The organism is Bradyrhizobium sp. WD16, assembly GCF_024181725.1.
Taxonomy (GTDB): Bacteria; Pseudomonadota; Alphaproteobacteria; order Rhizobiales; family Xanthobacteraceae; genus Bradyrhizobium_A.
In genome coordinates, this window is record NZ_CP028908.1 from 5,792,391 (window position 1) to 5,813,144 (window position 20,754).

The 20,754-nt window shown below is 68.0% G+C and carries 15 protein-coding genes; 7 read left to right on the plus strand and 8 right to left on the minus strand.

The genetic code is table 11. The features are described from left to right. Window positions 1-452: 452 nt before the first annotated feature. Window positions 453-1,064, minus strand: a complete 612-nt coding sequence (locus DB459_RS26675) for a GNAT family N-acetyltransferase (protein ID WP_253710298.1) — start codon at window positions 1,062-1,064, stop codon at window positions 453-455. A gap of 1 nt (window position 1,065) precedes the next feature. After that, a complete protein-coding gene (locus DB459_RS26680; RefSeq protein ID WP_253710300.1) occupies window positions 1,066-1,209 on the minus strand; it encodes a DUF1127 domain-containing protein in 144 nt (47 codons plus the stop codon). A 198-nt stretch (window positions 1,210-1,407) separates the two neighbouring features. Between DB459_RS26680 and DB459_RS26685 the strand changes: the two genes are divergently transcribed. Beyond that, a complete protein-coding gene (locus DB459_RS26685) occupies window positions 1,408-2,334 on the plus strand; it encodes a transcriptional regulator GcvA (protein WP_253710302.1) in 927 nt (308 codons plus the stop codon). On the opposite strand, the gene DB459_RS26690 is transcribed toward DB459_RS26685, so the two are convergent. The 5 genes from DB459_RS26690 to DB459_RS26710 form a co-directional block, all read right to left on the minus strand. After that, window positions 2,304-3,077 carry an enoyl-CoA hydratase-related protein gene (locus DB459_RS26690; protein WP_253710304.1) on the minus strand — a complete coding sequence of 258 codons (774 nt, stop codon included), beginning with the start codon at window positions 3,075-3,077 and terminating at the stop codon, window positions 2,304-2,306. The genes DB459_RS26685 and DB459_RS26690 overlap by 31 nt on opposite strands. 33 nt (window positions 3,078-3,110) lie before the next feature. After that, window positions 3,111-3,545 carry a MarR family winged helix-turn-helix transcriptional regulator gene (locus DB459_RS26695; RefSeq protein WP_253710306.1) on the minus strand — a complete coding sequence of 145 codons (435 nt, stop codon included), beginning with the start codon at window positions 3,543-3,545 and terminating at the stop codon, window positions 3,111-3,113. A gap of 273 nt (window positions 3,546-3,818) precedes the next feature. Next, the gene (locus DB459_RS26700) at window positions 3,819-4,724 is read right to left on the minus strand and encodes a transglutaminase family protein (protein ID WP_253710308.1); all 906 of its coding nucleotides are present in this window, start codon (window positions 4,722-4,724) and stop codon (window positions 3,819-3,821) included. Next, entirely contained in the window at window positions 4,721-7,231 is a 2,511-nt protein-coding gene (locus DB459_RS26705; protein WP_253710310.1) for a circularly permuted type 2 ATP-grasp protein, read from the minus strand. Before DB459_RS26705 ends, DB459_RS26700 begins: the two co-directional genes overlap by 4 nt. A 50-nt stretch (window positions 7,232-7,281) precedes the next feature. After that, window positions 7,282-10,596: a DUF2126 domain-containing protein gene (locus tag DB459_RS26710; RefSeq protein WP_253710312.1), complete on the minus strand. Its 3,315-nt coding sequence runs from the start codon at window positions 10,594-10,596 to the stop codon at window positions 7,282-7,284. Between the two features lie 244 nt (window positions 10,597-10,840). Between DB459_RS26710 and DB459_RS26715 the strand changes: the two genes are divergently transcribed. Both DB459_RS26715 and DB459_RS26720 read left to right on the plus strand, forming a co-directional pair. Continuing rightward, window positions 10,841-11,932, plus strand: a complete 1,092-nt coding sequence (locus tag DB459_RS26715) for a putative zinc-binding metallopeptidase (RefSeq protein WP_253710314.1) — start codon at window positions 10,841-10,843, stop codon at window positions 11,930-11,932. 95 nt (window positions 11,933-12,027) lie between these two features. Continuing rightward, window positions 12,028-13,449, plus strand: a complete 1,422-nt coding sequence (locus DB459_RS26720) for an amidase (protein ID WP_253710316.1) — start codon at window positions 12,028-12,030, stop codon at window positions 13,447-13,449. Between the two features lie 216 nt (window positions 13,450-13,665). Here DB459_RS26720 and DB459_RS26725 read toward each other — a convergent pair whose 3' ends face one another. Then, the gene (locus DB459_RS26725; RefSeq protein ID WP_371927015.1) at window positions 13,666-15,156 is read right to left on the minus strand and encodes an ABC transporter substrate-binding protein; all 1,491 of its coding nucleotides are present in this window, start codon (window positions 15,154-15,156) and stop codon (window positions 13,666-13,668) included. Between the two features lie 487 nt (window positions 15,157-15,643). Here DB459_RS26725 and DB459_RS26730 point away from each other — a divergent pair, with 487 nt between their 5' ends. The 4 genes from DB459_RS26730 to DB459_RS26745 all read left to right on the plus strand — a co-directional run bounded on the left by DB459_RS26730 (window position 15,644) and on the right by DB459_RS26745 (window position 20,746). Next, window positions 15,644-16,774, plus strand: coding sequence for a M20/M25/M40 family metallo-hydrolase (locus DB459_RS26730; RefSeq protein ID WP_253710320.1), 1,131 nt, complete (start codon window positions 15,644-15,646; stop codon window positions 16,772-16,774). Window positions 16,775-16,998: 224 nt separating this feature from the next. Beyond that, complete coding sequence (locus DB459_RS26735) at window positions 16,999-17,940, plus strand: ABC transporter permease (RefSeq protein ID WP_253710322.1); 942 nt, start codon at window positions 16,999-17,001, stop codon at window positions 17,938-17,940. Next, window positions 17,940-18,833 (plus strand): ABC transporter permease, encoded by an 894-nt coding sequence (locus tag DB459_RS26740; protein WP_253710324.1) that lies wholly within the window; start codon window positions 17,940-17,942, stop codon window positions 18,831-18,833. The genes DB459_RS26735 and DB459_RS26740 overlap by 1 nt, the downstream gene beginning before the upstream one ends. A 239-nt stretch (window positions 18,834-19,072) precedes the next feature. Further along, window positions 19,073-20,746 carry an ABC transporter ATP-binding protein gene (locus DB459_RS26745; protein ID WP_371926826.1) on the plus strand — a complete coding sequence of 558 codons (1,674 nt, stop codon included), beginning with the start codon at window positions 19,073-19,075 and terminating at the stop codon, window positions 20,744-20,746. The last annotated feature ends 8 nt before the right edge of the window (window positions 20,747-20,754 follow it).

Genomic DNA, 20,754 nt, shown 5'->3' on the forward strand with positions numbered 1-20,754 from the left:
CTCCCCGGCTTTCGCCGTCGCCCTGACGGGCGCCGTTGCCGGATCAAGCCACCCGTTCGGACCGCCGTGCCGGATCTAGTGTGGTGGATCTGACGCTCGTTTCAGTATTGCAGCGAGTTCTTCGAACGAGCGTCAGATCCAAAACCACACTAGAATCATAATGATGCTAGTGTCCCCTTGTTTCCAACGTTCGTATGAGCGCCTGCTGCAATGGGATACGAACGTTGGAAACAGGACACTAGTGTGGCGTCTCGCAATTGCCTATGCCCTTTGCGGCAAGCCCCTGTAGGCAATTGCGAGACATAAGCCACACGAGCTTTTTGATTTTGCTAGTGTCCCGATGTCTCCGAATGACCGTGCGAGGGTGAGGCAAACGAAGCGGTAATTCGGAGACGGGACACTAGTGTCCCGGTTCTAACGTTCGTCCCTTGCAGCGCGCACCTCTACGAGCGTCAGATCCACCGCACTAGTGGCCTTGGCGCGTCCGGCAATCTGTCCTCCAGCGGCTTGACGATGCGCAGCATCCGCCAGTCGCCGGGAATCCCTTCGGCATGAAAACCATGCCGCCGCAGAAAGCCCTGGCTGCGGTCGTTGGTGCGCAATACCTCGGCGACGAGCACGTCAGCGTCGTCGGCGAGCGCGCGCTGCTCGAGTTCGGCCAAGAGCGCGGAGCCGACCCCCTGGCGCTGCCAGGCATCATGCACCGACAGCGCAATCTCGAAGCTGCGCCGCGCGGCGTCGAGATGGGTGCGGGCCTCCGCAATCAGGCTGCGGTAGCCGTCGACCACCGTCTCCACCAGCAGCGCGAAACGGCCGCCCTCGCCTTGCGCCAAGGTCCGCGCCAGTTCGCCCGCCGGCAGCTCGCTGCCGGCGCCGGCCAGACGGTCGTAGCGCGAGCGCGGCGTCAGCGCGCGGAAATAGGCCTGCAGCGCGCCGGCGTCGGCGCGCGCGACCGGCCGGATCAGCAGCACGCGGCCTGAGGGCAGCGCCGTCAGCACCGGGGCGCGCACGTCGTCCAGCGGGATCATCTCGGCATTCGCAGGAGCCGGCAGGGCGAGGGTCACGTCATGCTCTCCAGAACGGCTTGTCGATCTCGTACACGACATCGCCGCGCGACAGGGCGACGTCGTTGAGGTCGCGCTCGGTCCAGGCGGCGAGTTCGCGGCGCTCGGCGGCTCGCCGGCGCCAGGTCCGCAGCAGGGTCGCCATGCGGCTCAGGGGGGATGTCCCATCACCCCCGACATCATGACCAAGATCATGACCAAAGCTCATGTTCGTCGTCTGCAGGCAAGGCATCGCAGCCTCCTTCAACGGGTGATTAGCGGAAGGATCAGCCCGACACTGCCGGTTGACAAACGACACTTTCTCCCCAGATTCATGAGATAATATCATGCGATCGGGAACCCGATGCCGCGCCTGCCCTCCCTCAATGGCCTGCGAGCTTTCGAGGCCGCCGCGCGCCACCGCAGCTTCACGCTGGCCGCCGCCGAGCTGAACGTCACCCAGACCGCCATCAGCCATCAGATCCGCCGGCTCGAGGACGAGCTCGGCGTCAAGCTGTTCGTCCGCGAAGGCCGGTCGTTGTCGCTCACCGCCACCGGGCGCGACTACCTGCCCGGCATCCGCGCGGCGTTTCAGGATCTGCGCCTTGCGACCGACCGGCTGAAGCAGGGCAGCGACGGCCGCGTGCTGACGGTGAGCACGCTCGCCTCCTTCGCCGCGAAATGGCTGCTGCCGCGGTTCGGTGCCTTCCAGGAGCGGCATCCCGACATCGACGTGCGGATCACGACCTCGACGAGCCTCGTCGACTTCAAGAAGGACCGGGTCGATGCGGCGATCCGTTATGGGCGGGGCCAGTGGCCGGGCCTCAACGCCACCTGGCTGATGGCCGATGAATTGTTTCCGGTGTGCAGCCCGGCGCTGCTGCAGGGGCCGAACGCCCTGCGCAAGCCGGAGGATCTCGCCCGCGCCACGCTGCTGCACACCACCGGCTACAGCGACGACTGGCGGCTGTGGACGACCGTATTCGGCGTGCCGCTGCCCGCCGGCGCCCGACAGGGGCCGACCTTCGACCTGTCGCTGATGACCGTGCAGGCAGCGATCGACGGCATGGGCGTCGCCATCGGCCGCAGCGCCTATGTGCGGGACGATCTGGAGAAGGGCCGCCTGGTGGCGCCCTTCGACATGGCGCTGCCGGCCGACGCCGGCTTCTATCTGGTGGTGCCCGAGGGGGCGCCGGCCAATGCGACGCTGACGATGTTCGGCGCCTGGCTGGTCGCCGCCGCGCGCGCCGAGGGCGAGGCTCAGCCCGCCAGCTTGGAGAAGTCGGGCTGACGCCGCTCGGCGAAGGCGGCGAAGGCCTCGCGCGCCTCGGCCGATTTCAGCCTCTCCTGGAAGATCACCCCTTCCCGATCCATCTGGCCGCCGATCACGGCGGCATCGCGCATCAGGCGCTTGGTCGCGGCGAGCGCGCCGAGCGGCCGCCTGCTCAGCGCGACCGCGGCAGCCCGCGCCCTCGCGTGCAGCTCGGCCGACGGCACCACGGCGTTGGCGAGGCCGAGCGCCGCCGCGCCGGCGCCGTCGATGACTTCACCCAGCGCGAACATGGCAAAGGCGCGGGCATAACCGATGCGCGCCGGCATCAGCAGGCTCGATGCCGCCTCGGGCACCAGCGCCAGATTGACGAAGGGCGTCGACAGCCGCGCGCTGTCGGCGACATAGACGAGGTCGCAATGCAGCAGCATGGTGGTGCCGACACCCACCGCATTGCCCTGCACGGCAGCGACCAGCGGCCGCGTCGCGGAGGCAAGAGCGTTGAGAAACCGCAGCACATGGCGCTCGCCCTGATGCTCGCCGCGCGACTGCGCGCTGAAATCGGACAGGTCGTTGCCGGCCGTGAAGCTGTCGCCCTCGCCCTGCAGCAGCACGACGCGGATGGCGGGATCGCTCTCGGCGCGGCCGAGCGCGTCGGCCAACGCGCCATACATCGCATTGGTCAGCGCATTCTTCTTGTCGGCCCGCGACAGCGTCACGGTGAGGATGCCGGCGTCGCATTCGGTCTTCACATGGTCGGTCATCAACGCGGTCCTTGCTGGTCGTTTCTGTCGTGTTCAGGTCACGTCTCTAGGAAATTTCGTCTGCAGGCTGGCGAGCCAGCGCGACACGGTGGCGATCTCCGCGTCGGAGAAGCCCTCGGTCAGCACTGCATTGAGCGCTTCGCTGCGCGCCGCGGCCTGCTTGCGAAGACGGCGGCCGGCGGCTGTGAGATGAATCCGGCAGGCGCGGCCGTCGCTGCCGTCGGACCTGCGCTCGACGAGGCCGGCGCTCGTCATGCGGTCGATCAGCCCGGTCATGGCCGAGGGCACGATGTCGAGCGCCGCGGCGACATCACCGATCAGCGCGCCGTCATGGCTGCCGAGCCAGAACAGCACGCCGGCCTGGGCGGCGGTCAGGCCACGCTCGGCGAGCTGCTTCTCGGTCCAGCGCTGCAGCCGGCGCTGGCCGACGCTCAGCAGGAAAATGAGGCGACGGTCGGGAGCGGTCATTGGCCCCAGGATATATTTCGCACACGAAATATCAACTGGCTTTGCCGGTCCCGGCTGCGACAATCTGCCTTCAACTCCTGTCGATCAACCATCGATTTACCGCTTGATGAAAATTAAGAGGACCTGGAACGGTCATATACGTCTTGACGTACCTGAAGCCTGCTTTGAAGGCTGCGGTTCACGGCCGATGGGGAGCTTGTTGATATAAGCATCCTGAAAATAAGCGGACTGCCGCCGGTCGCATTTGGCGAGCGGTACGAGATCCGCATCGGGTCAGACTCGGTCGTCTCCAATCCCCCCCTGCTCCACCGGCACGACGTCGACCGCGACATCGAGCGCCTGGGCGCCGGAACCGAGAAACACGCCGTAGATCGGCGAGACGTCGGAGAAGTCGCGTCCGGTGGCGAGCACGATGTGATCGTTGCCGACGTCGATCGCATTGGTCGGATCGATGCCGAACCAGCCGATCTCCGGGCCGCACCAGACCGCGACCCAGGCATGGGAGGCATCGGCGCCGGCGAGACGCTGCGCGCCCGGCGGCGGAATGGTGCGGATGTAGCCGCTGACATAGGCCGCCGGCAGGCCGAGGCCGCGCAGCGCGGCGATCATGATATGGGCGAAGTCCTGGCAGACTCCGCTGCGCTGGGCGAAGGCCTCCTCGAGCGGCGTCGACACCGCGGTGGAGCTCGGATTGTAGGCGAAGTCGCGGCGGATGCGCCGGGCGAGATCGCGGGCGCCGTCGACGATGGGACAGCCGCCGGCGAAGCTCGCGACCGCGTAGGCCGTGATGTCCTCGAAGAGCGCGATGCGCGGGCTCGGATAGAGGAAATGCACCGGCGAGCGCGCATCGAGCGTCGTCACGCTCAAGGCGCGCTCGGCCACCGCCTGCCAGGCGGGGCTTGCGCCGGCGAGAAGTCCCACCGGCCTTTGCACCTCCACCCGCGCCGTCGCTTCGATCCGCAGCTCGGTCAGCGCGGTATCGATCAGCACCACGGTGACGTCGTTGCCGAAGAAATCGCGCTCGACGATCGACTGGCGCGGCGCCGGCCGCACGCTCAGCGCATGACCGAGCCGATGCTGGCCGCCACCATCGGACGGGGTCAGGCGCAACGCCAGCTTCGCCGTGGCGACGCGCTGCTCATAGGCGTAACGGGTGACGTGCCGGATGTCGTAGATCACGCCAGCCCACTCTTGGTCCTCGAGCGCAATTCGCCCGGCCGCTGGAGGAAGTAGCGCGCCGCGACCGCATCGGCGAAGCGCATCAGGGTCTGCTCGAAGCCGAGCACCATGGACGGGCCGACCGCATTGGCGCTGACGCTGGCGATCTCGCCGGCGAACAGGTCGATGAAGCGCCTGGGCTCCTCCGGAATGCCGTCGTCGCTCAGGGTCGGCAGCGTGGCGATGTGGTCGCGCAGCTGGTTGACCTGGAAACTCACCGAGCGCGGATTGAACGGGTCGAGCAGCGCCATGTCGCGCACCGGCGCCAGCGCGACGCCGCCGAGATAGCGCGAGCGGTAGGTGATCTGGGAATCGATCAGGTCGAGCAGGATGTCGAGGTCGCCGGCGCTGGCCTTGTCGCCGGCGAAGACGCGCGAGAACCGGCAGGTGTTGATGGCCCGCTCGACCCTGCGGCCGATGTCGAGAAAACGCCAGCCGGCGACGCGGTTGATGTTCTCCTGCGACAGGCCCGACAGCGCGGCGAGGCTGACCAGCGCCCGATCGGCGACGTCGAAGGCGTCGGCTTCCGTGGCGAAATCGCCCGCCTTCACCGAAAGCTGGGCCTCGAGCACGCCGAGCAGTTTCCAGCTGTCGACCGACAGGCGCTCGCGGATCACCGAGGCCGCGCCATAGGCCATGCGCAGGCTGGACAGCACCGAACCGTATTCGGCTTCCGAGCCGATCGCCGCCAGGAGGCGCGTCAGCAGATCCTCGTTGGCGTCAGCGACGGCGACCGCGCCCCAGGCGACCAGCATCCCGCCGAGCCGCTGCAGCGGCTCGACCGCATCGCCGGCGGCGAGATCGAGGTCGGTGGTCCTGGCGCTGAGACATCGGACGATGCGCAGCACCGCCTCGGCGCGTTCGAGATAGCGGCCGAACCAGAACAGATTGTCGGCGGCCCGGCTCGGCAGATTGCCGAGGATGCGGCGGATGGCGACATTCTCCTGCGACGGCAGCAGGCTCTCGGCCACCACCGGGCTCTGCGACACCACCCAGACATCGGCCGACTGGACGCCATCGCCCATGCTGACCGCGCGCGCATCCGCCGTGTCGGAGATCAGGCAGAAGCCGCCGGGCATGACGTGCCAGCCCTCCGGCGTCGCCGCGGCGAAGACCCGCAGCACGAACGGGCGCGGCACCAGGCGCTCATTCTCGAACACCGGCGCCGTCGACAGCCGCACCACCTCCTGGCCGACAAAATCGATGCCGCGCCCGGCGACGGCGGCGCGGATGCGGGCCCGGGCGGAGGGATCGAGATCGGAGGCGATCAGGTTCTGCCGGTCGGGGAAGCCGGGCACGCTGCCCTCGAAGGCGCCGGCGATCGCCATGGTGTCGAGATTGTCCAGCACCTTGTCGCGCGCCTGCGGCTGGCCGCACCACCAGGTGGCGATGTTGGGCATGCGCAGGTCCTCGCCGGTGAGCTGGCGGGCGAGACGCGGCACGAAGCCGAGCAGCGCGCGGGATTCGATGAAGCCGGCGCCGGGCATGTTGGCGACCGTGACGTTGCCGGCGCGGATCGCCGACAGCAGTTGCGGCACGCCGAGGCGCGAGGCGCCGTTGAGCTCGAGCGGATCGAGGAAATCGGCGTCGACGCGCCGCCAGATCACATCCGCCCGCTTCAATCCGGCGATGGTGCGGACATGCACCTTGCCCTCGTGGACCACGAGGTCGTCGCCCTCCACCAGCAGGAAGCCGAGATAGCGCGCGAGGTAGGACTGCTCCGCATAGGTCTGGCTGTAGGGGCCGGGCGTCATCAGGCAGATGCGCGGCTCCGAGCGGTCGGCGGCGGCCGCGAGGCCGCCGCGGAAGGCGCGGAAGAACGGCGCCAGCCGCTGCACGTTCATGCCGGCATAGGCGGCATGATAGGCCCGCGACATCGCCAGCCGGTTTTCCAGCGCATAGCCGGCGCCCGACGGCGCCTGGGCGCGATCGTTGAGCACCCACCAGCGGCCGTCGGGGCCGCGGCCGATATCGGCGGCGTAGAGATGCAGCCAGCGGCCGCCCGGCGGCGTGACGCCGACCAGCGGCCGCATGAATTCGCGGCTGCCGCCGACCACCGCCGCCGGCAGGATGCCGTCGCTGACGAGACGGCCGGGCCCATAGACGTCGGCGAGCAAGGCCTCGAACAGCGCCGCGCGCTGGGTGATGCCGGCGCAGATCTCGTCCCAGTCCGAAGGCTCGATCAGGAGCGGCAGGCTCGACACCGGCCAGATCCGTTCCCTGGCCTCGTCGCCGACCCGGTAGGATACGCCGAGATCGCGCAGATAGCGGCGGGCGAGCGCGGAGCCATGCTCGATTTCCGCCGCGGTCAGTTGCCCGAGCAGGTTGCGCCAGTGCCCCTTCGGCTGGCCGTCGGCGCCGATCAGTTCATCGGGAATCCCGGGCAGCGGCCGGTAGGCCGCCAGGGCGGCGGCCCAGCCGTCGGCCTTGGAAACCTGCGAAATGGGGCTGCCCGCGGCCAATGTCATGCGCTCTTCGGTTCGCCTTGGTCCAATTCATGCCGCCGCCGATACGTCCATCATCGCGCCCGGACAGGTCGTCGCAGGTCGAGCGTCAGCGGAAATTCGCCCGGCGGCTCCTCGGCCGGGGAATCGACCGGTCCGCCAGTATGGCCGTGATCCTGGAACCGCGCCAGCCGCCGCGCCTCCGCCTCATAGGCGTTGACCGGCATGGTTTCGTAATTGCGACCGCCGGGGTGGGCGACGTGATAGACGCAGCCGCCGAGCGAGCGCCGGCTCCAGCTGTCGATCAAATCGAAGGTCAGCGGCGCATGGACCGCAATGGTCGGGTGCAGCCCCGATGCCGGCTGCCAGGCCTTGAAGCGCACGCCGCCGACCGCCTCGCCGGAGACGCCGGTCCCGCTCAGCGGTACGCGGCGGCCGTTGCAGCTGACGACATGGCGGCCGGGCACCAGCCCGCTGGCCTTGATCTGCAGCCGCTCCACCGAGGAATCGACAAAGCGGACGGTGCCGCCGGCCACGCCCTCCTCGCCGAGCACGTGCCACGGCTCGAGCGCCTGGCGCAGTTCGAGCCGGACGCCGCCATAGTCCACCGCGCCGTAGAAGGGAAAGCGAAACTCGCGCTGCGCTTCGAACCAGGCCGGCTCGAGGCGATAGCCGGCCGATGCGAGATCCGCGAGGACGTCGAGGAAATCGGCCCAGACGAAATGCGGCAGCATGAAGCGATCATGCAGCGCCGTGCCCCAGCGCACCAGGTCGCCGCTCCGGGGCGCACGCCAGAACCAGGCGATCAGCGCCCGCAGCAGCAACTGCTGGGCGAGGCTCATGCGGGCATCCGGCGGCATCTCGAAGGAGCGGAATTCGATCAGGCCGAGCCGGCCGGCGGGGCCGTCGGGCGAATAGAGCTTGTCGATGCAGATCTCGGCGCGATGGGTATTGCCGGTGACGTCCGTGAGCAGATGGCGGAACAGACGGTCGACCAGCCACAGCGGAATGTCGCCGGCGGCCGGATCGGGCACCGTCGCGAGCGCGATCTCGAGTTCGTAGAGACTGTCCTGGCGCGCCTCGTCGAGCCGCGGCGCCTGGCTGGTCGGTCCGATGAACAGGCCCGAGAACAGGTAGGACAGCGAGGGATGCCGCTGCCAGTAGATCAGGATGCTGCGCAGCAGATCCGGCCGTCGCAGGAGGGGCGAGTCCGGCGGGCTCGCGCCGCCCATCACTACGTGATTGCCGCCGCCGGTGCCGACATGGCGGCCGTCGACCATGAATTTGTCGGTGCCGAGGCGGCACTGGCGCGCGTCCTCGTAGACGGCGGTGGTGGTCGCCACCGCCTCGCGCCAGGTCGTCGCCGGATGGATGTTGACCTCGATGACGCCGGGGTCGGGCGTCACCTTGATGACATTGAGCCGCGGATCGACCGGCGGCGGATAGCCCTCGATATGCACCGGCAGGCCGCAGTCACGGGCGCTGCGCTCGACGATGGCGATCAGCGCGAGATAGTCCTCGAGCCGCTCCACCGGCGGCATGAAGACGCAGAGAACGCCCTCGCGCGGCTCGACGGTGAGCGCGGTGCGGACGACGCCGCCGATCTCGGACGCCGCGACCGGAGCCGGCCCGGAGCGCGGCGTTGCGACGGGCGGCGGCGGCACCACCTGCAGGCGGGCCAGCTCCGCCGCCGTCGGCAGCGGCGGCAGCGGCTGGGTCGGGTCCTGCTGATGGATATAGGGATAATCCGCGGCGCCGACATAAGGCAGGGCACCGAGCGGCAACCGCCAGCCGATCGCGGAATCGCCGGGCATCAGGAACAGACGACCGCGCCGCAATTGCCAGATCTCGCTGCGCCAGCGCCACTCCCGCGCTTCCGCATTCCACGGCTGCACCGGCAGCACATAGCCGGCCGGCGTGCCGAGGCCGCGCTCGAACGCCCGCACCATGCGCGAGCGCTGCTCGGGATCGTCGATGCGCGGATCGAGCACGTCGACATCGACCGGCAGCTCGCCTTCCTTGAGCAGCCAATGCGCCGGGTCCTCATAGGCCGGCAGCACGTTCTGCGCATCGAGGCCGAGATGGGCGGCGATGGTCGCGATGAACTGTGCGGCCTGCGGCACGGCGGCCGCGTGAGCGTCGCGTTCGCGGGCGACGAGATCCGCATCCTGCCAGATCGGCAGCCCATCCTTGCGCCAATAGAGCGCGAAGGCCCAGCGCGGCAGGCTCTCGCCGGGGTACCATTTGCCCTGGCCGTAGTGCAGCAGGCCGTGCGGCGCGAAGCGCCGGCGCAGCCGCCGCACCAGATCGTCGGCATAGTGCCGCTTGGTCGGACCGACCGCGTCCGTATTCCATTCGGCGCTCTGGAAATCGTCGATGGCGATGAAGGTCGGCTCGCCGCCCATGGTCAGACGCACGTCCTGCGCGGCCAGATCGCCGTCGATGCGCTCGCCCAGCGCGTCGAGCCGCTGCCAGGCCTCGTCGGAGAACGGCCAGGTCACCCGCGGCGCCTCATTGATGCGCGCGACATCCATCTCGAAGCCGAAGGCGGTCTCCGCCGGCTCGACCATGCCGGAGATCGGCGCCGCCGAGCGGTAATGCGGCGCGGCGAACAGCGGAATATGGCCTTCGCCGCAAAGCAGGCCCGAGGTGGCGTCGAAGCCGATCCAGCCCGCGCCGGGAATGTAGATCTCCGCCCAGGCGTGGAGATCGCAGAAGTCGTGCGTGGTGCCGGCGGGACCGTCCAGCGGCGTCACGTCGGCGCGCAGCTGGATCAGATAGCCGGAGACGAAACGCGCAGCGAGGCCGAGATGACGGGCGATCTGCACCAGGAGCCAGGCGGAATCGCGGCACGAGCCCGAGGCGAGCGCGAGCGTGTCCTCCGGCTGCTGCACCCCCGGCTCCATCCGGATGACGTAAGCGATCTCCTTCTGCAGGCGGGCATTGAGCTCGACCAGCATCGACACCGTGGGCGTCGGCCCCTTCGGCACGCGCGCCAGCAGCGCCGAAAGCCGCGGGCCGGCGGGTTCGGGCATGCGGTAGGCGGCGAGTTCGCCGGTGAGGTCTTCGGGATAATCGAAGGGAAAGGTCTCGGCGAACGGTTCGACGAAGAAGTCGAACGGGTTGACCACCGCCATGTCGGCGGTGAGATCGACCTCGACCGCGAAGACCTCCGTCGGCTCGGGGAAGACGAGGCGCGCGAACCAGTTGCCGTGCGGATCCTGCTGCCAGTTGATGAAATGGTTCGACGGCGTGATCCTGAGCGAATAGCTCGGAATGCGGGTGCGGCTGTGCGGCGCCGGCCGCAGCCGGACGATCTGCGGACCGAGCGCGACCGGCCGGTCATAGGCATAGCGCGTGAGGTGGTGGAGCGAGACGAGGATGGACAAATGCTGAGGTCCCGCGTTGATGAGGCCCCGGCAGAGTTGAGCGCAATCGGCACCCTGTCAACGCGCTGTCGGCAACTCAGCGGGGCGAAGACGCGATTATGCCGGCAACGGCGGCACGATGCCCAAAACCAAGGCCGCCGCGGCCTGATTTAGCGGCAGCCCCGGATTACGCTCCCGCGCGCCGGAACCGTTGCCGGCGGCAACCGTTGTCTGCCTCCTGTCCGGTCACGAGGACCCTCCATCGATGCGCCTGTTCAAATGCGCGGTTTGCGCCCAGCTCCTGCATTTCGAAAATACCCGGTGCGAACGCTGCGGCCACGTCCTCGGCTACGATCCGGTTCAGAACCAGCTGCTCGCGCTGCAATCGGGCGGCGAACAATGGCGATCCGTTGCCGCGGACGAGGCCGCCTATCGCTTCTGTGCCAACGCCGACCATGGCGCCTGCAACTGGCTGATTGCGGCCGCGTCCACCGAGCGCTTCTGCCTCGCCTGCCGCCACAACGGCATCATTCCGGACCTGTCGCAGCCGCAGAACCTCACCGACTGGCGGAAGATCGAAATCGCCAAGCATCGGCTGTTCTACACCTTGCTGCGGCTGCGCCTGCCGCTCGCGACGCGCGCGCAGGAGGCGGGAGGACTCCAGTTCAATTTCCTCGCCGAGCTTCCCGCCTCGGCGCAGGCGCCGGTGATGACCGGTCACGACAGCGGCGTCATCACGCTCGCCGTCGCCGAGGCCGAAGACGCCGAACGCGAGCGGCGGCGCGCGCAGATGGGCGAATCCTATCGCACCCTGCTCGGCCATCTGCGCCATGAAGTCGGCCACTATTTCTGGGGCCGCCTGGTGCGCGGCCAGAACGAGCTCGATGCCTTCCGCGCGACATTCGGCGACGAGCGGCGCGACTATCAGGAGGCCTTGCGGATTCATTACGGTACGGGCGCCCCGTCGGACTGGCAGAACGGCTTCGTCAGCGCCTACGCCACCTGCCATCCCTGGGAGGATTTCGCCGAGACCTGGGCGCATTATCTCCACATCATCGACACCCTGGAGATGGCGCGCGCCTTCCATCTCCAGGTCGAACCGCCGCTCGACGAGGGCGGCATTCTCCAGGCCCGCATCGATTTCGATCCATACAGGATCGCGCAATTTGACACCATCATCGACGGCTGGGTGCCGATCACCTTCGCCATGAACAGCATCAACCGCTGCATGGGCCATCCCGACCTCTATCCCTTCGTGCTGTCGCCGGCGGTGATGGGCAAGCTCGGCTTCATCCACGACCTGGTGCGGCAGAAGGCGGCGCCTCTCCCGGCAGGCGCGGCATCGCCGGCGGATTGAGGTCGGAACGGCACAGGACCACCTGCAAGATTTGCGTTTCTCGCCACGGCGGAAACTTGTTAGCATCCGGTCTCATCGAAACATGTGAAGGGTGCATGGTGGGTTCTCATCAGGAGCTTCTGCAGGCAACGGCCTGCGACCTCGTCCGGCGGCTGCGCGACAACGAGCTGCGTCCGCACGATCTGCTCGATGTGCTGGAGACGCGGATCGCGCAGGTCGACGGCAAGGTCAACGCGCTGCCGACGCTGTGCTTCGATCGTGCCCGCAGCGCCGCCGACGCCCTCGTCAGGAGGCCGGCCGCCGAACGCGGCGTGCTGGCCGGCCTGCCGGTGCCGATCAAGGACCTCACCGCCGTCGCCGGCGTCCTCACCACCCAGGGCTCGCCGATCTTCCGCGATCATGTGCCGCAGACGTCGGACATCCTGGTCGAACGGCTCGAGACCAGCGGCGGGCTGGTCTACGCCAAGAGCAACACGCCGGAGTTCGGCGCCGGCGCCAACACCTTCAACGAGGTCTTCGGCGCCACCCGCAATCCGTGGAATCTGGCGCGCTCGGCCGCCGGCTCCTCCGGCGGCGCCGCCGCGGCGCTGGCCAGCGGCACGGCCTGGGTCGCCCATGGCTCCGACATGGGCGGCTCGCTGCGCAACCCGGCGAGCTTCTGCGGCGTCGTCGGGCTGCGGCCGAGCGTCGGCCGCGTCGCCCATACCCCGGAATTCAAGATCGATCGCAGCCTCAGCGTCCAGGGCCCGATGGCCCGCAACGTCGAGGATTGCGCGCTGCTGCTCGACGCCATGGTCGGGGAAAGCGCCGCCGATCCGCTGTCGCTGCTGACGCCGCCCACCTCCTTCCTCGCCGCGGCGCGCTCCGGACGCAAGCCGCGCAAGGTCGCCTATTCGCCCGATCTCGGCATCACCCCGGTCGATCCCGAAGTCGCCGCCATCACCCGCAAGGCGGCGGAAGCCTTCGCCAAGGCCGGCGTGATCGTGGAAGAAGCCCATCCGGACCTGCGCGAGGCCCACGACTGCTTCCAGACCCTGCGCGCCTTCGACTTCGCCGTCACCAAGGCCGAGCTGCTGCGCGAGCACAGCGACCTGCTCAAGCCCGAGGTGATCTGGAACATCGAAAAGGGGCTCGCTCTTTCGGTCGAGGAGATCGCCAAGGCGGAAGCCCAGCGCCTCGCACTCGCCTCGCGCATGCTCGCCTTCTTCACCGACTACGATCTCCTGCTGGCGCCGGCGACCATCGTCGCCGCCTTCCCGGTCGAGCAGCGCTATCTCGCCGAATGCGCCGGCCATCGCTTCGACAACTATGTCGAATGGCTGGCCATCGTCTATGCCATCACGGTGACCTGCTGCCCGGCGCTGTCGCTGCCCTGCGGCTTCACCGCCGAGGGCCTGCCGGTCGGCCTGCAGATCGTCGCGCCGCCGCGCGCCGAAGCCGGCCTGCTCGCCGGCGCCCGGGTGCTGGAGGACATTCTCGGCCTGCGCGGTTCGACGCCGATCGAGCCGCGGGGATAGCGGCGTCGATCTCCTCGTTCTCACCTCGTCCCGCGATCGGCGTCTCGCATCTGGCCCCCCTCACCCGGCGCTTCGCGCCGACCTCTCCCCGCAAGCGGGGCGAGGTGACGATGGGGCGAGGCATTGCCTTCACCTCTCCCCGCTCTTGCGGGGAGAGGTCGGATCGCATCAGCGATCCGGGTGACGGGCGGACGCGGCGCGCTGCGACTTGCGCGCTCAGTCGTCCTTCTTCTCGACGTTCCAGAACACCGGGGTGGCCGGCCCGACGATGAGTCCGGTGATCTCCTTGCGCCAGACGCTCGGCTGGGTGAACTGGCCGAGCGGGATGTAGATCACCTGGTCGTAATTGCGCGCCTGGATCTCGGTCGCGATCTTCTTCTGCTCGTCAAGCGACTTGGCGCGCACGAAGGCGTCACGCAGTTCTTCCATCTTGGCGTCTTCCGCCCAGCCGAACCAGCCGCCGTTCTTGCCCCTGCCGCCGACCGAAACATTGGCGACCGGATTGGCGATATCCGGAGCGGCCCAATTGGTGAAGAACATGTTCCAGCCGCCCTCCTTCGGCGGCTTCTGGCTGACGCGGCGCGTCACCACGGTCTGCCAGTCGGTCGCCTGGACGTCGACCTTGAAGCCAGCCTCGCGCAGCAGCTGCGCCGAGACGATCGGCTGGGCCTTGAGCTGGACGACGTCGCCCGGCGCCATGATGACGACGGGAGTGCCGTCGTAACCCGACTCGGCGAGCGCCTTCTTCGCCGCGTCCATGCCGTTGCCCTTGACGAGGCTCTCCGAGCCGACATCGGTGGCGAGCGGCGTGCCGCAGCCGAACACGGCGCCGCAGAGCTTGTAGTATTTCGGATTGCCGACCATGGCATCGAGCACATCCTTCTGCCGCAGGGCGAGAAGGGCCGCCCGCCGCACCTTGACATTGTCGAACGGCGGATAGAGAAAATTCATCCGGCCGATGGTCTGGAAGCCCATCTCGCTGAGAGTCCTGACGACGAGCTCGTTGTCCTTCTCCAGGACAGGCAGCATGTCCCAGGACGGCTGCTCGACGAAATCGATGTCGCCCGACTGCAGCGCGTTGACCGCGGTCTGCGCGTCGGCCATCGTCACCCACTCGACACGATCGACCTTCACCACCTTGCCGCCGGCGGTCCAGCTCGGCGCCTCCTTGCGCGGCACGTAATCGGCATTCTTGACATAGACGGCCTTCACGCCGGGCTGAAATTCCGCCTGAACGAATTTGAAGGGGCCGGAGCCGATCTGCTCGGTGATCGGCTTGTCCGGCGGCGTCTCGACGATGCGCTTGGGCATCATGAAGGGAACCACCGACGACGGCTTGCCGATCGATTCCAGCACCAGGGCGTAGGGTTCTTTCAGCTTCAGCGTGATGGTCTTGGCATCGGTGGCCTCCAGGCTGGCGGTGAAGTCCATCAGCTTCTGGCCCATGCCGTCGCGCGCCGCCCAGCGCTTGAGCGAGGCGACGCAGTCTTCGGCGGTCACCGGCTTGCCGTCGTGCCACTTCAATCCGTCGCGCAGCGTGAAGGTATAGGTGAGCTTGTCGTCGGAGATCTTCCAGTCCGCCATCTGCGGCTGGACCTTGAAGTTGGCATCCGTCGCCAGCAGCGTGTCGTAGACCATGTAGCCGTGATCGCGGCTGATGTAGGCGGTGGTGATGATCGGGTCGGTCACCCGCAAGTCGGAATGCATCACCGCGACCAGCGTCTTGGTCTTGGCCTGCGCCGGGCTCGCGCCGATCAGGCCCGACCATGCCAGCGCGGCCGCCACCAGCAGCGCACCCAGCGCCGTGCCGCGCTTTGCATGATGAAAGACAGACCTACCCTGCGGCGGGATGCTGACACGGGGGACGAACGACATCGACGATCTCCTCATTGGCTGTCACACGATTGGCCGTCACACGGCTATCGATTGGGCATCACGGCGACTAATTGTGCAGAGCACTGCTGCATAACGCATTGAGCGCGATGACAAATCGAGACTTGCATCAAGCGCGTGAAGCGTCAATCCGGATTTGACGCATGCGCCATCGCCCGACGTCGACGCAGCGGCGCCGCAGCGCCATGCGTGGCGCGAATGCAAAGCGACGCGATTTCCATTGTGCGCCCAACGCGGATCGATATCCTGCCGGCGCCATCGAGCAACGATGCGCAGCGAAAAAATGCAAGGTGCGAGCGAGATGGATCCGTCCAAACTGCCATTCGATGCCGACGTGATGCTGCAGGGCCTGCGGCCATGGGTCGAATGCGAGAGCCCGACATGGGACGCGGCCGCGGTCGAACGCATGCTCGACCTCGCTTGCCGCGACTTCGCCCTCGCCGGCGCCAACATCGAGCGCATCGCCGGTCGCGGCGGCTTCGCGGGCTGCGTCCGCGCGCGCTTTCCTCATCCGAAGCAGGGCGCGCCGGGCCTTCTGATCGCCGGCCATCTCGACACCGTGCACCCGATCGGCACGCTGGCGCAGCTGCCGTTCCGGCGCGACGGCAGCCGTTGCTACGGGCCCGGCATCCTCGACATGAAGGGCGGCAATTACCTCTCGCTCGAGGCGGTGCGGCAATTGCAGCGCGCCGCGATCGCGACACCGCTGCCGGTGACGTTCCTGCTGACGCCGGATGAAGAGGTCGGCACACCGTCGACCCGCGATCTGATCGAAGCCGAGGCCGCCCGCAACAGATATGTGCTGGTGCCGGAGCCGGCGCGCGGCGAGACCGGCGTCGTCACCGGGCGCTACGCCATCGCCCGCTTCAATCTCGAGGCCGCCGGCAAGCCGAGCCATGCCGGCGCAACGCTTGCCGCCGGGCGTTCCGCCATCCGGGAAATGGCGCGGCGGATCATCGAGATCGACGGCATGACCACCGCGGACTGCACCTTCAGCGTCGGCATCGTCCATGGCGGCCAATGGGTCAACTGCGTCGCCTCGCACTGCACCGGCGAGGCGCTCAGCATGGCCAAGCGCCAGGCGGATCTCGATCGCGGCGTCGAACGCATGCTGGCGCTGTCCGGAACGGAGAACGAGGTGACCTTCACCGTCACCCGCGGCGTGACGCGGCCGGTGTGGGAACCCGGCGAGAAGACCATGGCGCTGTTCGAGACCGCCCGACGCGTCGCCAGGACGCTCGGCATCGAACTCACCCACAGCAGCGCCGGCGGCGGCTCCGACGGCAATTTTACTGGCGCCATGGGCATCGCCACCCTCGATGGCCTCGGCGTCCGCGGCGACGGCGCCCATACGCTGCAGGAACATATCGAGGTTGAGAGCCTCGCCCAGCGCGGGCGGCTGATGGCCGGCCTGCTCGCGGTCCTGGAGTAGCCGGCCGCTTCGCGGCAGTGCGGCAGAGCCCTGTGCAGAAAACCAGAAGCGCTTGCAGCGCAAGCCGGGTTGGCACAGTATTTGCTGCCTGAAATCAGCGAAATAGCATGAAGAGCGTCATGTCCTCTGCCCTCTCTCCAATCCTTGGCCGTCACGGCGATCGCCCGGCGCGTGATCCGCAGGGCGGCTCGGCGCCCAACTCCGCGCGAAACTGAAGGCAGCACATGTTCGCCTATCTCGTTCGTCGCCTGCTCGCCTCGATTCCCGTCATGGGCATCGTGGCGCTGTTCGTCTTCCTGCTGCTGCGGCTGACGCCGGGCGATCCGGCGGCCATCATCGCCGGCGACATGGCGACACCGGAGCAACTCGATCGCATCCGCACCTCGCTCGGTCTGAACGAGCCGCTGCACATCCAGTTCATCACCTGGATCGGCAAGATCCTCCACGGCGATCTCGGCGTGTCGCTGATCTCGAATGTGCCGGTGCTGACCATGATCCATCAGCGCCTCGAGCCGACGCTCAGCATCGCGATCACCACCATCGTGCTGGCCGTCGCCGTTGCCGTGCCGCTCGGCGTGGTGGCGGCGTGGCGTCACGGCACCTTTATCGACCGCTTCGTCATGGGGCTGAGCGTGCTCGGCTTCTCGGTGCCGGTGTTCGTCGTCGGCTATGTGCTGGTGCAGGTTTTCGCCATCGACCTGCGCTGGCTGCCGGTGCAGGGCTTCCGCAGCATCAGCAAGGGGATCGGGCCGTTCTTCGAGCGCGCGCTGCTGCCGACGCTCGCGCTGTCGTTCATCTATATCGCGCTGATCGCGCGCATGACCCGCGCCTCGATGCTCGACGTGCTCGGCGAGGACTATATCCGCACCGCACGCGCCAAGGGTCTCGGCGAACTGCCGGTCCTGCTGCAACACGCCCTGCGCAACGCCGCGGTGCCGGTCATCACCGTGATCGGCACCGGCTTCGGCCTCCTGATCTCCGGCGTCGTCGTCACCGAAAGCGTGTTCAACCTGCCCGGCATCGGCCGCCTCACCGTCGATGCGGTGCTGGCGCGCGACTATCCTGTGATCCAGGGCGTCATCCTGCTCACCAGCGGCCTCTATGTGGCGATCAACCTCGCCATCGACGTCGCCTACACTGCCCTCGATCCGCGGATTCGCTACTGATGGCGCTCGAACCCATGCCCGATACCGCGCCGGTCGCCCTTGCCCTGCCGCGCGCCACGCGGCTGAACTTTCTCACCGCGAGCCCGATCGTCACCACAGCCACGGTCTGTCTGCTGCTGGTCGTTGCCTCGGCGGTGTTCGCGCCCTGGCTGGCGCCGCATGACCCGCTGCAGCTCGCCCCGGCGCTGCGGCTCAAGCCGCCCGGAGACGGATTTCCCCTGGGCACCGACGCCTACGGCCGGGACCTGCTGTCGCGCATTCTCTATGGCGGCCGGATATCGCTGCTGATCGGCATCGGCGCCGCCGTCGTCAGCGTCGCCATCGGCCTCGCCATCGGCCTCGTCTCCGGCTTCTTCAAATGGGTCGACGCCGTGGTGATGCGCATCATGGATGGACTGATGGCGATCCCGAGCATCCTGCTCGCCATCGCCGTGATCTCGCTGTCGGGCGCCAACCTCAAGACCGTGCTGATCGCCATCGTCATCCCCGAGATTCCCCGTGTCGTCCGGCTGGTCCGCTCGGTGGTGCTGAGCGCACGGGATGAGCCTTATGTCGAGGCGGCGATCGCCATCGGCTCGAGCCTGCCCAAGATCCTGTGGCGGCACCTGATGCCGAACACCTTCGCGCCGCTGATCGTCCAGGGCACCTATATCTGCGCCTCGGCGATTCTCACCGAGGCGATCCTGTCCTTCCTCGGCGCCGGCATCAGCCCGGAAACGCCGACCTGGGGCAACATCATGGCGGAGGGCCGCGCCGTGTTCCAGATCAAGCCGTCGCTGATCTTCTGGCCCGGCCTGATGCTGTCGGTCGCCATCCTGTCCATCAACCTGATCGGCGACGCGACCCGCGACGCGCTCGATCCGCGCATGAAGAAGCGCGAGGGCGGGGCATGATCGCGCGTCGACGCCGGAATTGGGTGCGGACGCATCAAGAGCCCCTCGCCCGGATCGCTGACGCGATCCGACCTCTCCCCGCTGCCGCGGGGCGAGGTGAAGACGGCCATCATGGGTTGCACTTCACCTCTCTCCGCTTGCGGGGAGAGGTCGGCGCGGAGCGCCGGGTGAGGGGGATTCGATGAAAAGTCCCGGCCTCATGGTTCAAAGGGTTCGACTCGTCGGAGAACGAAGGCACCGTGAGTGAGCATAACGTGATCAAGGACGCGACCGCGCCGGTTCTCGGCATTCAGAACCTCGTCGTCGAGTTGCGCGCCAGAGGCGGCCAGCAGCGGATCATCGACGGCATCTCGCTGGACGTCCATCCGGGCAAGACGCTCTGCATCGTCGGCGAAAGCGGCTCGGGAAAGTCGGTGACCTCCCTCGCCGTGATGGGATTGCTGCCGAAAGCATCCCTCACCGCCTCCGCGGGCAGCATCCGTCTCGCCGGCGAGGAGATCCGCACCGCCGGCGATCGGCGGCTGCGCCAGCTCCGCGCCACCCGCATGGCGATGATCTTCCAGGAGCCGATGACGGCGCTCAATCCCGTGGTGCCGGTCGGCCGCCAGATCGACGAGGTGCTGCGCACCCATACCTCGCTCGACGCCAGGACGAGGCGCCAGCGTATCCTGGCGATGATGGAGCAGGTGCATCTGCCGGACGTGAAGCGGATCTTCGCCTCCTACCCCCACCGCCTCTCCGGCGGCCAGCGCCAGCGCATCATGATCGCCATGGCGCTGATCCTCGAGCCCAAGCTCCTGATCGCCGACGAGCCCACCACCGCCCTCGACGTCACCACCCAGAAGCAGATTCTCGGCCTGATCCGCGAATTGCAGCGCAACCACGACACCGCGGTGCTGTTCATCACCCACGACATGGGGGTCGTCGCCGAGATCGCCGACGAGGTGGCGGTGATGCGCGCCGGCCGCGTCGTCGAACGCGGTCCGTTGCGCCAGGTGCTGAGCCGGCCGACCCAGGACTACACCCGCAATCTCCTCGCCACGGTGCCGAGCCTCGTGCCGCGCCCGCCCCGGCCGGAGCAGAACGAGCCGGTGGTCCTCGACACCACCGGCCTCGGCAAGGTCTATCGCGAGCGCTCGATGTTCGGCGCCGCGCGCGAAGTCATCGCCGCCGCCGACGTCAACCTGACCTTGCGCAAGGGCCGCACCCTCGGCATCGTCGGCGAAAGCGGTTCAGGCAAGTCCACCGTGGCGCGCTGCATCGTCCGCCTGATCGATCCGACCTCGGGCGGCATCCGCCTCCGCGGCAACGAGATCTCGTTCCTGTCGCGCCGGCTGCTGCAGCCGCACCGCAAGCGCATCCAGATGATCTTCCAGGATCCCTACCGCTCGCTCAATCCGCGGCTGACGGTGGGCGAGACCATCGCCGAAGGCCCGGTGAATTACGGCCTGCCCCACGGCGAGGCGCTGGCACGGGCGCGCGAGCTGTTGCGCCTCGTCGAGCTGCCGGGCGATGCCATCAGGCGCTATCCGCATCAGTTCTCGGGCGGCCAGCGCCAGCGCATCGCCATCGCCCGCGCGCTCGCCATGGAACCCGACGTGCTGGTGGCGGACGAAGCGGTGTCGGCCCTCGACGTTTCCGTCCAGGCGCAGGTGCTCAAGCTGCTCGACGACATCCAGGCGCGTCTCGGCATCGGCTTGTTGTTCATCACCCACGACCTGCGCGTCGCGGCACAGATCTGCGACGACGTCGTGGTGATGCAGCATGGCCGCATCGTCGAGCAGGGTCCGGCTGGAGAAATCCTCAGCCGGCCGCAGCAGGCCTATACGCGGCAGCTCATCGATGCCGCCCCGGGCCGGGAGTGGGATTTCGCCAATTTCCGGCCGGTGGCGGCGGCGCCGGCGTTGTCCTGAGACATTCC